General features: G+C 65.2%; 12 protein-coding genes. 9 read left to right on the top strand and 3 right to left on the bottom strand.

Going from position 1 to position 15,232, the window contains the following annotated elements; translation table 11 throughout:
• The first annotated feature begins 109 nt into the window (after positions 1–109).
• The 8 genes from sucC (at position 110) to GGD65_RS20490 (ending at position 10,080) form a co-directional block, all read left to right on the top strand.
• A complete protein-coding gene (gene sucC, locus GGD65_RS20525) occupies positions 110–1,306 on the top strand; it encodes an ADP-forming succinate--CoA ligase subunit beta (RefSeq protein WP_183236448.1) in 1,197 nt (398 codons plus the stop codon).
• A gap of 4 nt (positions 1,307–1,310) precedes the next feature.
• Positions 1,311–1,790 carry a DUF1579 family protein gene (locus GGD65_RS20520; RefSeq protein WP_018318871.1) on the top strand — a complete coding sequence of 160 codons (480 nt, stop codon included), beginning with the start codon at positions 1,311–1,313 and terminating at the stop codon, positions 1,788–1,790.
• A 36-nt stretch (positions 1,791–1,826) separates the two neighbouring features.
• Positions 1,827–2,711 carry a succinate--CoA ligase subunit alpha gene (gene sucD, locus GGD65_RS20515; protein ID WP_018318870.1) on the top strand — a complete coding sequence of 295 codons (885 nt, stop codon included), beginning with the start codon at positions 1,827–1,829 and terminating at the stop codon, positions 2,709–2,711.
• Positions 2,712–2,848: 137 nt separating this feature from the next.
• Positions 2,849–5,818, top strand: coding sequence for a 2-oxoglutarate dehydrogenase E1 component (locus tag GGD65_RS20510; RefSeq protein ID WP_018318869.1), 2,970 nt, complete (start codon positions 2,849–2,851; stop codon positions 5,816–5,818).
• Positions 5,819–5,995: 177 nt separating this feature from the next.
• Complete coding sequence (gene odhB / locus GGD65_RS20505) at positions 5,996–7,243, top strand: 2-oxoglutarate dehydrogenase complex dihydrolipoyllysine-residue succinyltransferase (RefSeq protein WP_183236447.1); 1,248 nt, start codon at positions 5,996–5,998, stop codon at positions 7,241–7,243.
• Positions 7,244–7,307: 64 nt separating this feature from the next.
• Entirely contained in the window at positions 7,308–8,057 is a 750-nt protein-coding gene (locus tag GGD65_RS20500; RefSeq protein WP_183236446.1) for an SDR family oxidoreductase, read from the top strand.
• A 57-nt stretch (positions 8,058–8,114) separates the two neighbouring features.
• On the top strand, positions 8,115–9,515 hold the full coding sequence (gene lpdA, locus GGD65_RS20495; protein ID WP_183236445.1) for a dihydrolipoyl dehydrogenase: 1,401 nt from the start codon (positions 8,115–8,117) through the stop codon (positions 9,513–9,515).
• Positions 9,516–9,549: 34 nt separating this feature from the next.
• On the top strand, positions 9,550–10,080 hold the full coding sequence (locus tag GGD65_RS20490) for a hypothetical protein (RefSeq protein ID WP_179732294.1): 531 nt from the start codon (positions 9,550–9,552) through the stop codon (positions 10,078–10,080).
• A 180-nt stretch (positions 10,081–10,260) separates the two neighbouring features.
• Here GGD65_RS20490 and GGD65_RS20485 read toward each other — a convergent pair whose 3' ends face one another.
• Together GGD65_RS20485 and GGD65_RS20480 are read right to left on the bottom strand one after the other, a co-directional pair.
• Positions 10,261–10,848 (bottom strand): DUF4337 domain-containing protein, encoded by a 588-nt coding sequence (locus tag GGD65_RS20485; protein ID WP_018318863.1) that lies wholly within the window; start codon positions 10,846–10,848, stop codon positions 10,261–10,263.
• A 97-nt stretch (positions 10,849–10,945) separates the two neighbouring features.
• Complete coding sequence (locus GGD65_RS20480; RefSeq protein ID WP_097669016.1) at positions 10,946–11,911, bottom strand: tyrosine recombinase XerC; 966 nt, start codon at positions 11,909–11,911, stop codon at positions 10,946–10,948.
• A gap of 110 nt (positions 11,912–12,021) precedes the next feature.
• Between GGD65_RS20480 and GGD65_RS20475 the strand changes: the two genes are divergently transcribed.
• Positions 12,022–14,232, top strand: coding sequence for a primosomal protein N' (locus GGD65_RS20475; RefSeq protein WP_183236444.1), 2,211 nt, complete (start codon positions 12,022–12,024; stop codon positions 14,230–14,232).
• A 271-nt stretch (positions 14,233–14,503) separates the two neighbouring features.
• Here the strand turns inward: GGD65_RS20475 and GGD65_RS20470 are convergent, their stop codons facing one another.
• Positions 14,504–15,004: a septal ring lytic transglycosylase RlpA family protein gene (locus GGD65_RS20470; RefSeq protein ID WP_183236443.1), complete on the bottom strand. Its 501-nt coding sequence runs from the start codon at positions 15,002–15,004 to the stop codon at positions 14,504–14,506.
• Between the last annotated feature and the right edge of the window lie 228 nt (positions 15,005–15,232).

The following is a 15,232-nucleotide window of genomic DNA, read 5'->3' as shown; positions in this document are numbered from 1 at the left end:
TCTCGAAGTCAAAGAATCCGGGTTGCAGTTCCTGTGGTATATGGTATGCCAGCCACAAGACTGAGGTGGGCCCTAGAGGTCACCGCCCGCGGGTTCAGGGAGCGACCATATGAATATCCATGAATATCAGGCCAAAGCGCTGCTGGGTGAGTTCGGCGTTCCGATCTCCAAGGGCGTGCCGGTCCTCAAGGCCACTGACGCGGAAGCCGCCGCCAAGGCGCTGCCCGGTCCGGTCTATGTGGTGAAGAGCCAGATCCACGCTGGCGGCCGCGGCAAGGGCAAGTTCAAGGAAGCCTCGGCCGGCGACAAGGGCGGCGTCCGCATCGCCAAGTCGGCCGCCGAGGTCGCCGAGTTCGCCAAGCAGATGCTCGGCGCCACGCTGGTGACGATCCAGACCGGTCCCGCCGGCAAGCAGGTCAACCGCCTCTACATCGAGGACGGCTCCGATATCGACAAGGAATTCTACCTCTCGATCCTGGTCGACCGCGAAACCTCGCGCGTCTCCTTCGTGGTCTCGACCGAGGGTGGCGTCAACATCGAGGACGTCGCGCACAACAATCCTGAGAAGATCGTGACCTTCTCGGTCGATCCCGCCACCGGCATCATGGGCCATCACGGCCGCACGGTTGCGAACGCGCTGAAGCTCTCCGGCGATCTCGCCAAGCAGGCCGAGAAGCTCACCGCGCAGCTCTACGCGGCCTTCGTCGCCAAGGACATGGCCATGCTGGAGATCAACCCGCTGGTCGTGACCAAGCAGGGCCAGCTCCGCGTGCTCGACGCCAAGGTGTCGTTCGACGACAACGCGCTGTTCCGTCATCCCGAGGTGCTCGCGCTGCGCGACGAGACCGAGGAAGACGCCAAGGAAATCGAGGCGTCCAAGTACGACCTCAACTACGTCACGCTCGACGGCAACATCGGCTGCATGGTCAACGGCGCCGGTCTCGCCATGGCGACGATGGACATCATCAAGCTCTACGGCATGTCGCCGGCCAACTTCCTCGACGTCGGCGGCAGCGCCAGCAAGGAGAAGGTCGCGGCCGCCTTCAAGATCATCACCGCCGATCCCAACGTGAAGGGCATCCTGGTCAACATCTTCGGCGGCATCATGAAGTGCGACGTGATCGCCGAGGGCGTTACGGCTGCGGTTCGTGAAGTCGGCCTCAGCGTGCCGCTGGTGGTCCGCCTCGAAGGCACCAATGTCGAGCTCGGCAAGAAGATCATCCGAGAGTCCGGCCTGAACGTGGTGCCGGCCGACAATCTCGACGACGCCGCGCAGAAGATCGTGAAGGCCGTCAAGGGAGGCTAAGGCCATGGCCCAGGACCATCTCGCCGCATCATCTCCGCTTCCCGAGCACGCGCGTCTTGCCGCGTTCGCCGGCGAATGGAATGGCGAAGAGGTGGTCTTCCCGTCGCGCTGGACGGCGGGCGGCCCGGCAACTTCGCACGTCGTCGCGCGCATGGACCTCAATGGATTCTATCTGATCCAGGACGCGGTGCAGATGCGCGACGGCAAGCAGATCTTCGCCACCCACGGCATCTTCACCTACGACCGCGACGACCGGACCTACAAACTGTTCTGGTACGACTCGCTCGGCTATACGCCGCCTTCGCCCGCTTCCGGCGGGTGGGTCGGCAATACCCTGACGCTGGTGCGCGGCTCGCTCCGCGGCAATGCGCGCCACGTCTACGAAATTATCAACGAGGATTCCTACTCGTTGAAGATCCAGTTCTCGCCGGACGCGGAAGGCTGGGCCGACGTGCTCACTGGCGTCTACCGCCGCATCCACTGACCCTCTCACTCTGTTAGTTTCGCGAAAGCAGACCTCATGTCCATCCTGATCGACAAGAACACCAAGGTCATCTGCCAGGGCTTCACCGGCAAGAACGGCACCTTCCACTCGGAGGCCGCGATTGCCTACGGCACCAAGATGGTCGGCGGCACCTCGCCGGGCAAAGGCGGCGCGACGCATCTGGGCCTGCCGGTGTTCGACACCGTGCGCGATGCGCGTGAGAAGACCGGCGCCGATGCATCGGTGATCTACGTGCCGCCGCCGGGCGCGGCCGATGCGATCTGCGAAGCCATCGACGCCGAGATCCCGCTGATCGTCTGCATCACCGAGGGCATTCCGGTTGTCGACATGGTCCGCGTGAAGCGTTCGCTGGCCGGCTCCAAGTCGCGCCTGATCGGGCCGAACTGCCCGGGCGTCATGACCGCCGGCGAGTGCAAGATCGGCATCATGCCCGCCAACATCTTCAAGACCGGCTCGGTCGGCATCGTCTCCCGCTCGGGCACGCTGACCTATGAAGCCGTGTTCCAGACCTCCCAGGAAGGCCTCGGCCAGACCACCGCGGTCGGCATCGGCGGCGACCCGGTCAAGGGAACCGAGTTCATCGACGTCCTCGAAATGCTCCTGGCCGACCCCAAGACCGAGTCGATCATCATGATCGGCGAGATCGGCGGTTCCGCCGAGGAGGATGCCGCCCAGTTCCTCAAGGACGAGGCCAAGCGCGGCCGCAAGAAGCCGATGGTCGGCTTCATCGCCGGCGTCACCGCCCCTCCCGGCCGCCGCATGGGCCATGCCGGCGCGATCATCTCGGGCGGCAAGGGCGACGCCGGTTCCAAGACCGAGGCGATGAAATCGGCAGGGATTACAGTGTCCCCGTCGCCCGCCCGCCTCGGCCATACGCTTGCCGAAAAGTTGAAGGGCTAATTCACTTCTTCGTACTTTTCCGGGCGAAGTTTCGCAGCAAATAGGGTAAAGGGTGCCTGTCGCGCCGAGCCTCTGCCGGGGAGCTCGGTGCCAGCGCCGTTTATTATGCGCGAACCGAAATCGCCAGGAACTCCAGTATGTCTCGCCAGGACGCGAACGCAGCCTTTGCCCTGTCATCCTTTTTGCAGGGCACCAACGCCACCTACATCGACGAAATCTACGCCCGCTACGAGAAGGACCCGTCCTCGGTCGACGCCGAGTGGCAGGAGTTCTTCAAGAGCCTGAACGACCAGCCTTCCGACGTCCGGAAGAATGCGGAAGGGCCGTCCTGGGAGCGCGACAACTGGCCGCTGACCCCGCAGGATGACCTCACCTCCGCCCTCGACGGCAACTGGGCCGAGGTCGAGAAGGCGGTCGGTGCCAAGATCGCCGCCAAGGCGCAGGCCAAGGGGGGTGACAAGGGCGCCGGTCTCTCCTCCGCCGATCTGCTCCAGGCGACGCGCGACTCCGTCCGCGCCCTGATGCTGATCCGCTCCTACCGCATGCGCGGTCACTTCCATGCCAAGCTCGATCCGCTCGGCATCGAAGCCCAGCGCAACCGCGAAGAGCTCGATCCGCGTACCTACGGCTTCAGCGAAGCCGATTTCGACCGCAAGATCTTCCTCGATCACGTGCTCGGCCTCGAATACGGCAGCTTGCGCGAAATCACCGCGATCTGCGAGCGCACCTATTGCCAGACGCTCGGCGTCGAGTTCATGCACATCAGCAATGCCGCGCAGAAGGCCTGGATCCAGGAGCGCATCGAGGGTCCGGACAAGGAGATCTCGTTCACCCGCGAAGGTCGCCGCGCCATCCTGATGAAGCTGGTCGAGGCCGAGGGCTTCGAAAAATTCTGCGACACCAAGTTTACCGGCACCAAGCGCTTCGGTCTCGACGGCGCCGAATCGCTGATCCCGGCGCTCGAGCAGATCATCAAGCGCGGTGGCAATCTCGGCGTGAAGGAGATCGTGCTGGGCATGCCGCATCGCGGCCGCCTCAACGTGCTGACGCAGGTGATGGGCAAGGCGCACCGCGCCCTGTTCCACGAGTTCAAGGGCGGCTCGGCCAACCCCGACGCGGTCGAAGGCTCCGGCGACGTCAAATATCACCTCGGCGCGTCCTCGGACCGCGAGTTCGACGGCAACCGCATCCATCTGTCGCTGACCGCCAACCCCTCGCATCTCGAGATCGTCGATCCCGTCGTGCTCGGCAAGGTCCGCGCCAAGCAGGACCAGCACGGCGATCCGCCCGACATGCGCATCTCGGTGATGCCGCTCTTGATGCACGGCGACGCCGCGTTCGCCGGCCAGGGCGTGGTCGCCGAGTGCTTCGGTTTGTCCGACCTGAAGGGCTACCGCACCGGCGGTTCCGTGCACTTCATCGTCAACAACCAGATCGGCTTCACCACCTATCCGCGTTACTCGCGCTCCTCGCCCTATCCGTCGGATGTGGCGAAGATGATCGACGCGCCGATCTTCCACGTGAACGGCGACGATCCGGAAGCCGTGGTGTTCGCGGCCAAGGTCGCGATCGAATTCCGGCAGAAATTCCACAAGCCCGTCGTCATCGACATGTGGTGCTATCGCCGCTACGGCCACAATGAGGGTGACGAGCCGGCATTCACTCAGCCGGTGATGTACAAGCGGATCGCGGCCCATGCCTCGACCCTCACCCTCTACTCAAAGCGCCTGATTGCCGAAGGCGTGGTCACCGAGGGTGAAGTCGACAAGCTGAAGGCCGACTGGCGCGCGCGGCTCGACGCCGAGTTCGAGGCCGGCACCTCCTACAAGCCGAACAAGGCCGACTGGCTTGACGGCAAGTGGTCCGGCTTCAAGATCGCCGATCAGGAAGAGGATGCGCGGCGCGGCGTCACCGGCGTTGATCTGCCTGTTCTCAAGGACATCGGCCGCAAGATCACCAAGGTGCCGGATGGTTTCCGCGTCCACCGCACCATCCAGCGCTTCCTGGAAAACCGCGCCAAGGCGATCGACGGCAACGCGGGCATCGACTGGGCGACCGGCGAGGCGCTGGCGTTCTGTACGCTGCTCCAGGAAAACCACCACGTCCGCCTGTCCGGACAGGATTCGGAGCGCGGCACCTTCTCGCAGCGCCACTCGGTCCTGATCGACCAGGAGGATGAGAGCCGCTACACGCCGTTCAACCATCTCGGCCACGAGCAGGGCCATTACGAGGTCATCAACTCGCTGCTGTCGGAAGAAGCCGTGCTCGGCTTCGAATACGGCTACTCGCTCGCCGAGCCGAACACGCTGACCCTCTGGGAAGCCCAGTTCGGCGACTTCGCCAACGGCGCGCAGGTCGTGTTCGACCAGTTCATCTCCTCGGGGGAGCGCAAATGGCTGCGCATGTCCGGCCTCGTCTGCCTGCTGCCGCACGGCTATGAGGGTCAGGGACCGGAGCACTCCTCGGCGCGCCTCGAGCGTTACCTGCAGATGTGCGCCGAAGACAACATGCAGGTGGTCTATCCGACCACGCCGGCGAACTACTTCCACGTGCTGCGTCGCCAGCTTCATCGCGAGATCCGCAAGCCGCTGATCGTGATGACGCCCAAGTCGCTGCTGCGTCACAAGCGGGCGGTGTCGCGCATCGAGGAACTGGCGAAGGACACGACCTTCCACCGCATCCTCTATGATGACGCCCAGATGCTGCCGAACGAAGCCATCAAGCTCGTGCCGGACGAGAAGGTCCGCCGCATCGTGCTGTGCTCCGGCAAGGTCTATTACGACCTCTACGAGGAGCGCGAGAAGCGCGGCATCGACGACATCTATCTGATGCGCGTCGAGCAGCTCTATCCGGTGCCGCTGAAGGCGCTGGTGGCCGAGCTGTCGCGCTTCAAGAAGGCCGAAGTGGTGTGGTGCCAGGAAGAGCCCCGCAACATGGGTGCCTGGCACTTCATCGAGCCCTATCTGGAATGGGTGCTGAACCAGGTGAACGGCGCGAGCCGGCGTCCGCGTTATGTCGGCCGCGCCGCTTCCGCTGCGACCGCCACTGGTCTGATGTCCAAGCATCAGGCACAGCTGAAGGCGTTCCTGGACGAAGCACTGAGCTGAACTTTCTAAACTGCGTCATGCCCCGCCTCGTGCGCAACCAGCGCACTGGAGCGGGGCATCCGGTACGTCGCGATGTCCGTGCAGTGTACGAACGTCCGGCTTGCCGGATGGCTTGCTTTTCGCGGGCCATTGACGACCGACTTATGACCGCACCGGCGATCCCTTAAGGAAAAGACCATGACTGAAATTCGTGTGCCGACGCTCGGCGAATCCGTCACCGAGGCCACCATCGGCCGCTGGTTCAAGAAGGCCGGCGACCCTGTCGCCGTCGACGAGCCCTTGGTGGAGCTCGAGACCGACAAGGTCACCATCGAGGTCCCGGCGCCCTCCGCCGGCACGCTGAGCGAGATCATCGCCGCCGATGGCGCGACCGTCGCGGTCGGCGCGCTGCTCGGACAGATCACGGAAGGCGCCGCAGGCGCCGCCAAGCCCGCCGCCGCACCCGCCAAGCCCGCCGCTGCCGCTCCTGCCGCCGCCGCTGCTTCCGCGCCGGCGCCTAGCGCGCCGAAGGCGCCGCCGGCCGACGCGCCGCTCGCCCCCTCCGTGCGCAAGCTCTCGGCCGAGACCGGCGTCGATGCCTCTACCGTTCCGGGCTCCGGCAAGGACGGCCGCGTCACCAAGGGCGACATGCTCGCCGCGATCGAGCGTGCGGCCTCGGCGCCCACCCCGGTGAACCAGCCCGCCGCCGCCGTGCAGGTGCGTGCGCCGTCACCGGCAGACGATGCTGCCCGCGAAGAGCGCGTCAAGATGACCCGCCTGCGCCAGACCATCGCGCGCCGCCTCAAGGACGTGCAGAACACCGCGGCGATGCTGACGACCTTCAACGAGGTCGACATGACCAACGTGATGGCGCTGCGTGCCCACTACAAGGATGCGTTCGAGAAGAAGCACGGCTCCAAGCTCGGCTTCATGGGCTTCTTCACCAAGGCCGTCGTGCAGGCGCTGAAGGATATCCCGGCGGTCAACGCCGAAATCGACGGCACCGATTTGATCTACAAGAACTACTACCACATCGGCGTCGCCGTCGGCACCGACAAGGGTCTCGTCGTGCCCGTGGTGCGCGACTGCGACCACAAGTCGATCGCCGACATCGAGAAGGGCATCGCCGATTTCGGCCGCCGCGCCCGCGACGGCCAGCTCAAGATCGACGAGATGCAGGGCGGCACCTTCACCATCACCAATGGCGGCATCTACGGCTCGCTGATGTCGACCCCGATCCTGAACGCGCCGCAGTCCGGCATCCTCGGCATGCACAAGATCCAGGAGCGGCCGATGGTCGTCGGCGGCAAGATCGAGGTCCGCCCGATGATGTATCTGGCGCTGTCGTACGATCACCGCGTCATCGACGGCAAGGAAGCCGTCACCTTCCTGGTTCGCGTCAAGGAGAGCCTGGAAGATCCGGCGCGCCTGGTGCTCGATCTCTGATCCCTGATGCTCTGCGAGCGCCGTCGCCATTGGCGGCGGCGCATGTCGAACCATGGAGGCGCGCATGACCGATAAAGTCGTTGTCATCACCGGCGGCAGCCGCGGCATCGGGCGGGCGACCGCGATCGCGGCGGCCGCGCGCGGCTTCCGCGTCGTGGTCGGCTATGCCAGCAACAAGAAGGCCGCCGACGAGGTGGTCGCGCTGATCGAGGCCAGCAACGGCAAGGCCATCGCGGTGAAATGCGATGTCGCCGAGGAAAGCGACATCCTCGAGCTGTTCAAGGCAGCCGACAAGTTCGGCACGTTGGCCGCGCTCGTCAACAATGGCGGTATCGTCGGCACCAGCGGCGTGCGGGTCGACGAGATGTCGGCCGAGCGCATCCAGCGCGTGCTCGCGGTCAACGTCACCGGCTCCATTCTCTGCGCGCGCGAGGCCGTGAAGCGGATGTCCACTAAGCACGGCGGCAAGGGTGGCGTCATCGTCAACCTGTCTTCGGTCGCGGCGCGTCTCGGCGCGCCCAACACCTATGTCGACTATGCCGCGTCCAAGGGCGCGATCGATTCCTTCACCACCGGCCTCGGCTATGAGGTCGCGGGCGAAGGCATTCGTGTCGCGGGCATCCGGCCGGGCCTGATCGATACGGAAATTCACGCCGCCGGCGGCGAGCCCGACCGCGCCCATCGTCTGGCCCATATGGTGCCGATGAAGCGCGTCGGCACCGCCGATGAAATCGCCAATGCCATCGTCTGGCTGATGTCGGACGAGGCTTCCTACATCACCGCAGCAACTCTCGATGTGTCCGGCGGACGCTGACGCGCCGCGCGGACGCTGACACATCCCCATCACGCTAAACCTACGGGACTTTCTCTCATGGCTACCTACGATCTCGTCGTCATCGGCACCGGACCGGGCGGTTATGTCTGCGCGGTGCGCGCAGCCCAGCTCGGCATGAAAGTCGCCGTGGTCGAAAAGAACACAACCCTCGGCGGCACCTGCCTCAATGTCGGCTGCATGCCGTCGAAGGCGCTGTTGCACGCGTCCGAGATGTTCGAGGAAGCCGGGCACTCCTTCGCCAAGATGGGCGTGTCGGTCTCCGCGCCGAAGCTCGATCTTCCCGCGATGATGAACTTCAAGCAGCAGGGCATCGACGGCAACGTCAAGGGCGTCGAGTTCCTGATGAAGAAGAACAAGATCGACGTGCTCAAGGGCACCGGCAAGATCCTGGGGACCGGCAAGGTCGCGGTCTCCGCCGACGGCAAGTCGCAGACGATCGAAACGAAGAACATCGTGATCGCGACCGGCTCGGACATCGCGCGTCTCAAGGGCATCGAGATCGACGAGAAGCGCATCGTTTCCTCGACCGGCGCGCTGTCGCTCGACAAGGTGCCCGGCAAGCTCTTGATCGTCGGCGCCGGCGTGATCGGCCTCGAGCTCGGCTCGGTCTGGCATCGTCTCGGTGCCGAAGTCGTCGTCGTCGAATTCCTGGATCGCATCCTGCCCGGCATGGACGGCGAGATCGCCAAGCAATTCCAGCGCATCCTGGAAAAGCAAGGCTTTGCGTTCAAGCTTGGCGCCAAGGTCACCGCCGTCGACAATTCAGGCAAGACGCTGAAGGCGACGATCGAGCCCGCCGCCGGCGGTGCCGCCGAGACGCTGGAAGCCGACGTCGTTCTGGTCTGCATCGGCCGCGTGCCCTACACCGACGCGCTTGGCCTGAAGGAGGCCGGCGTCGCGCTGGACAATCGCGGCCGCGTCCAGATCGATCCGCATTTCGCCACCAGCCTGAAGGGCGTCTATGCCATCGGCGACGTCGTCGCTGGGCCGATGCTTGCGCACAAGGCCGAGGATGAAGGCGTGGCGGTGGCCGAGATCATCGCCGGCCAGGCCGGGCACGTGAATTACGATGTGATCCCAGGCGTCGTGTATACCACGCCGGAAGTGTCCTGCGTCGGCAAGACCGAGGAGGAGCTGAAGCAGGCGGGCACAGCTTACACGGTCGGGAAGTTTCCCTTTACCGCCAATGGCCGCTCCAAGGTCAACCAGACCACTGACGGCTTTGTGAAGATTCTCGCAGATGCGAAGACCGATCGCGTGCTTGGCGTACACATTATCGGCCGCGAGGCCGGCGAAATGATCCATGAGGCCTGCGTTCTCATGGAATTCGGCGGCAGTGCGGAAGATCTCGCGCGCACCTGCCACGCGCATCCGACCCGCTCGGAGGCGATCAAGGAAGCCGCGCTTGCAGTCGGCAAGCGAGCCATCCATATGTAGCAACGCGCCCAGCGCCAAATCGGGCGGGGAACACATGCTGCGCCGCCTTCTTCAACCGGTCTGGGTCCTGCTTGCGATCATCTTCCTGATCGAAGCCTGGCTGTGGGACCATCTCGAGCCGATCGTTGCGCGGGTTGTCGCAGCCGTCCCGCTCGCACGTTTCAAGCAATGGCTGACGGAGCGCGTCGATGCGCTGTCGCCGGCCATGACGCTGATCGTGTTCGCGGTCCCCATCGTCCCGCTGTTTCCGCTCAAGCTGGTCGGCCTGTGGCTGCTCACGCATGAATACTGGACCAGCGCGGTCTTCACGATCGTTTTCGCGAAGCTGCTGGGCGTCGGCGTCACCGCCTTCGTGTTCGACGTGACGCGCGACAAGCTTTTGGAGATGCACTGGTTCGAGCGGATCTACGATCTGGTGATGAAGGTCCGCGCCAAGGCGCACCTGCTGGTCGACCCGATCAAGCGCCGTATCCGCGAGCTGATCGCCGGCAACGGCGAGGGCTGGTCGTCACGTACGCTGCGTGTGATCCAGCGTTTCAGGAAGAGCGTGCACCAGGCGCGGTAGCTGCCCGCACATTCAGTCTCTCACCGTCACCCTGAGGTGGCCGCTTCTTCAGCGGCCCTCGAAGGGCGACGGCCCGTCTGCATCTCGGCCGTTCTTCCTTCTAGGCTCCGGGCGCAGCGCTGATGTACTGCGCTCCTCGCACCTCAAGATGACGGAGCTGGTGCAACGCTGTTGCACCAATCAATGCAAATGCACCAGATGCGGCCACCACAGGCCGAGGCTGGTCATGAGCAGGCCGGCGAGCGTCAGGATGCCGGCGACATAGGCCAGCGCGAACATGCCGGTGATGATGGTGGCCGAGGCCAGCACGATGCCGATCTGGAAGGCGGCCGACGCCAGCTCGAAGTGATGGTATTTCGCGGTCGCCTCGTCGCGCTCGTGCTCGGCATGCTTGGCCTTCTCGGCGAGCTGCTCGGTGCCTTCGCCGGTCTCCGGCTCGGAGCGGTAGCGCTGCGCGGTCTTGGTCCAGTCGTCGACCTGCTTCTGCACCGCGGGCTTCTGCGCCTCGTCCGCGCCGGCGAGCGCGAGCTTGCCCTGCTCGGCGGCGGTGATCACCACGGTGCGGCGGATGCTCTTGGCCTGGAAGAACGCCCAGAGATTGGCGGCCTCGACGTTCTTGCTGATCGATTCGGTCTGGGCGCCCTTGCCGAGCGTCTCCGAGATCGCCAGGAAGAGCGCCAGCACGGCGATCAGGAGCGCGATCTTCTTGTTCGAGCCGGACGCGTGTTCGGCGTGCTCGGCGTGCTCCATGCTTTCATGTGCGCTCATCAGTCTCTCCTGCCTCGGTTCCGCAACGATTGACCGAACCGCGCGGCCTGCGCAAGAGGCAAGGCAGTTATGACGTCAGTGTGTCAGCGCCAATTCGTCAGCGTCTTGGATGCGCGCTGGCATAGACTTCCAGCAGGCGCTCGGAATCGATGCCGGTGTAGATCTGCGTGGTCGAGAGCGAGGAATGGCCGAGCAATTCTTGGATGGCGCGCAGGTCCCCGCCGCGTGACAGCAAATGCGTGGCGAAGGAATGCCGCAGCGCGTGCGGCGTGGCGCTGTCGGGCAGGCCGAGCGCGCCGCGCAGCCGCTCCATCGCGAGCTGGATGATGCGCGGACTGAGCGGACCGCCGCGCGCGCCGACGAAGATCGGGCCTTCCGCCGGCAACGGATACGGGCACATCGCGACGTATTCCTGAACGAGCTCGAGCACGTTCTGCAGCACCGGCACCATGCGGGTCTTGTTGCCTTTGCCGGTCACGATCAGCACGTCGCCCTCGCCGGGACGCGGCACCTCGCGGCGCTTCAGGCCGAGCGCCTCGGAGATGCGTAGGCCCGAGCCGTACAAGAGCGCCATCACCGCGGCGTCGCGCGCCAGGATCCAGGTCTCGCGATCCTCGCCGGCCCGCTCGTCGGCATCGGCAAGGCGTTTGGCCGATGCCATCGGCAACGGCTTCGGCAAGGTCTTGGCCACCTTCGGCGCACGGATCGCCGAGAGTGCGCCGACCTTGCCCTTGCCTTCGCGCTCGAGGAAGCGGCCGAAGGAGCGCAGCCCGGCGAGCGCGCGCATCAGGCTGCGGCCGGCAATGTCGTCGGCGCGGCGCATCGCCATGAAGGCGCGGACGTCGGTGGCCTCCAGCGCCGCGAAGCGCTTCAGCGTCACGCGTTCGCCCCAATGGCTGCAAAGGAAATCCAGGCACTGCCGCAAGTCGCGGCCATAGGCTTCCAGCGTCTTCGGCGACAACCGCCGCTCGGCGCCGAGATGCGACAGCCAGCGCGTCATCTCCTGCGCGATCGAGGGATCGGCGCTGGCCAGCTCGATTTGTGGGGCGACGGCTTTGCTCATGCGCACTGGACGTGGTGATTCCACCCAGTATATCGCATCACATCCGTTTATCGTTCGCTAAGGCCGCCGCAGGGCGCTAGCCTTGAGGCCCCGGTTCCGATTCTTCGTTCATGGATCACACCTCGCGCAGCACCACCGCCCCGACCAACGCGACCGGCATGGTCGACGTGCTGGTGCCGGTCGCGCTCGACCAGACCTATTCCTACAAGGTGCCGCGTGGCATGGAGCTGAAGGCGGGCGATCTCGTCGCCGTGCCGCTCGGGCCGCGCGAGGTGCTGGCCGTGGTCTGGGGGGAGAACGCCAATCCGGATCCGCGCCTGCACAACCGTCTCAAGGAGGTCAGCGAGAAGCTCGACATCCCGCCGCTCAAGCCCGAGCTGCGGCAGGTGGTCGACTGGGTCGCCAATTACACGCTGAGCCCGCGCGGCATGGTGCTGCGCATGTGCTTGCGGATGGGCGAGAATCTCGGCCCCGAGCGGGTGCGTCCCGGCGTGCGGCTGGTCGGCGATCCGCCGCGACGGCTGACGCCGGCCCGACAGCGCGTGATCGAGGTGCTGTCGGACCGGCTGCTGCACGGCAAGTCGGAAGCGGCCAAGGAGGCCGGCGTCTCCTCGGGCGTGATCGACGGGCTGGTCGACGAAGGCACGCTCACGGTCGAGCCGATGCCGCCGCCTCCGCCGCCGCCGGTGCCCGATCCCGATTTCGGCCGGCCGGATCTTACCCCGCTGCAGCGCGCGGCGGTCGACACGATGCGCGCGCTCGCGGCCAACGGCACCTTCCACGTCGCATTGCTCGACGGCGTCACCGGCTCCGGCAAGACCGAGGTCTATTTCGAGGCGATCGCGGAAGCCATCCGCCGCGGCAGGCAATCGCTGATCCTGATGCCGGAGATCGCGCTCACCGGCCAGTTCCTCGATCGTTTCGCGCAACGTTTCGGCGTGCGGCCGATCGAATGGCATTCCGAGCTGACGCCGCGCACCCGCGCGCGCAACTGGGCTGCGATCTCCGGAGGCAGCGCGCCGGTCGTGGTCGGCGCGCGCTCGGCGCTGTTTTTGCCCTACGCCAATCTCGGCCTGATCGTCGTCGATGAGGAGCACGATCAGGCCTACAAGCAGGACGAGGGCGTGCATTATCATGCCCGCGACATGGCGGTGGTGCGCGCGCATATCGCCAAGATTCCGGTCGTGCTGGCGTCTGCGACACCGTCGGTCGAATCCGAGGTCAACGCGCGCAAGAACCGCTATCAGCGCATCGCGCTGCCCTCGCGCTTCGGCGGCCAGCACATGCCGCATATCGAGGCCATCGACATGCGCCGCGAGCCGCCGGCGCGCGGCCGCTTCATCTCGCCGCGGCTGGCCGGTGAAATCAGAGGCGCGATCGAAAAGCGCGAGCAGGCGCTGCTGTTCCTCAATCGCCGCGGCTATGCGCCGCTGACGCTGTGCCGCGGCTGCGGCCACCGCTTCGCCTGCACCATCTGCGATGCCTGGCTGGTCGATCACCGCTTCCGCCAGCGCCTGGTCTGCCATCATTGCGGCTTCTCGATGCCGCGGCCGCATCTCTGTCCGAACTGCTCGGCCGAGGAATCGCTGGTCGCGGTCGGCCCCGGCGTCGAGCGCCTGCAGGAGGAGGCGGCCGCGCTGTTTCCGCAAGCCCGCACCATGGTGCTGTCGAGCGATCTCATCACCTCGATCGAGACGATGCGCTCCGAGCTTGCCGAGATCGCGGAGGGGCGCGTCGACATCATCATCGGCACGCAGCTCGTCGCCAAGGGTCACAATTTCCCGCGGCTCAATCTGGTCGGCGTGGTCGATGCGGATCTGGGCCTGTCCAACGGCGATCCGCGCGCGGCGGAACGCACCTGGCAATTGCTCAACCAGGTGATCGGCCGCGCTGGCCGCGAGCAGGGCCGCGGCGTCGGCTATCTCCAGACCCACCAGCCCGATCATCCCGTGATGAAGGCGCTGATCGCCTGCGACCGCGAGGCCTTCTACGACAGCGAGATCGATCTGCGCGAACGCACGCTGTATCCGCCGTTCGGCCGGCTCGCCAGCCTGATCATCTCCGCCGGCGACCGCCCGAGCGCCGAAGGTCTCGGGCGGAGACTCGTCGCGCTCGCGCCCCGCGACGAGCGCGTCGTGGTGCTGGGGCCAGCGGAAGCGCCGCTCGCGGTCATCAAGGGCCGCTACCGCTTCCGCATCCTGGTGAAATCGGCGCGCGGTTTCGACCTCTCGGACTATTTGCGCAATTGGCTGGCGGTGTGTCCAAAGCCGACCGGCAATCAGAAGCTCGAAGTCGACGTCGATCCGCAGAGCTTTTTGTAGGAGCCAGGCGCATTCGTAGGGTGGGCAAAAGCGCGCGTCTTCGTTCGAAGAACGAAGGCGTAAGCGTGCCCACCACTGAAATTGGTGGGCACGCATCCGCCGCCGCTCTGCGAGCGCCGGAGAATGCTTTGCCCACCCTACGGCAGCTGCGCTCCGCCCGGGCTACGATGCCAATAAAAAAGCCCGCGGTCCCCCAAGACCGCGGGCTTGTTTCATGCGCGCATCAAACTGATGAAAACTGCGCGCGCTCGATGAGACGCTTTATCGCGCCTTAGGAGACGACTTCCGCGGTGACGCGGCCGACGCCGCGACCCGTGAGGCCGATGGCGCGGGCAGCGCCCGTGGAGAGGTCGAGAACCCGGCCGCGAATGAACGGGCCACGGTCATTGATGGTGACGACGACGCTCGAGCCGCCGTGGGTGACGCGCAGCTTGGTGCCGAACGGCAGCGAACGGTGCGCCGCGGTCATAGCATTCTGGTTGAAGCGCTGGCCCGAGGCCGTGCGGCTGCCGGACTCGTTGCCGTAAAAGGAGGCCATGCCGGAGAAGCTGTGGCCCGTGCCCGAGGTCGGCGTCATCGACGCATTGGCGTTGCGCCAATCGGAGGTCGCGTTGATATCGGTCTGAGCGTGGTGGCGGTGATGATGATGCCGGTGATGCCGGGATTTGGCGGAAGCTTCGGTGGCAGTTCCACCGATGAGAAGAGTTGCGGCAATGAAAGCGATCGCCGTGCGCGGCCGGGTCACAAAGCCCAGCGTCTTCAAAGACAGCATTTAGTGGTCCCTAAGCTAGTATTGCCACACATGTGGCTAGTGGAGCCCCCATCAGTTTGTGAGCGGGTTGGCGTTTCGATTCCTAATGAGGCGTGAATTGGGCAGTAAATCCATTCTGTGTCGTCATGAAATATCTTGTTACCGCGATCAGATATTCAGCCGGTGTTCCGTAATCTTCGCTTTTAACGATTTGTTAACCTGTGTAATACTGCTAAATACTGTAAAAAC

It is taken from the genome of Bradyrhizobium sp. CIR18, assembly GCF_014198295.1.
Lineage (GTDB): Bacteria > Pseudomonadota > Alphaproteobacteria > Rhizobiales > Xanthobacteraceae > Bradyrhizobium.
Note: the sequence above shows the minus strand (reverse complement) of the source record. Positions and strands in the feature narration are given on the sequence as shown.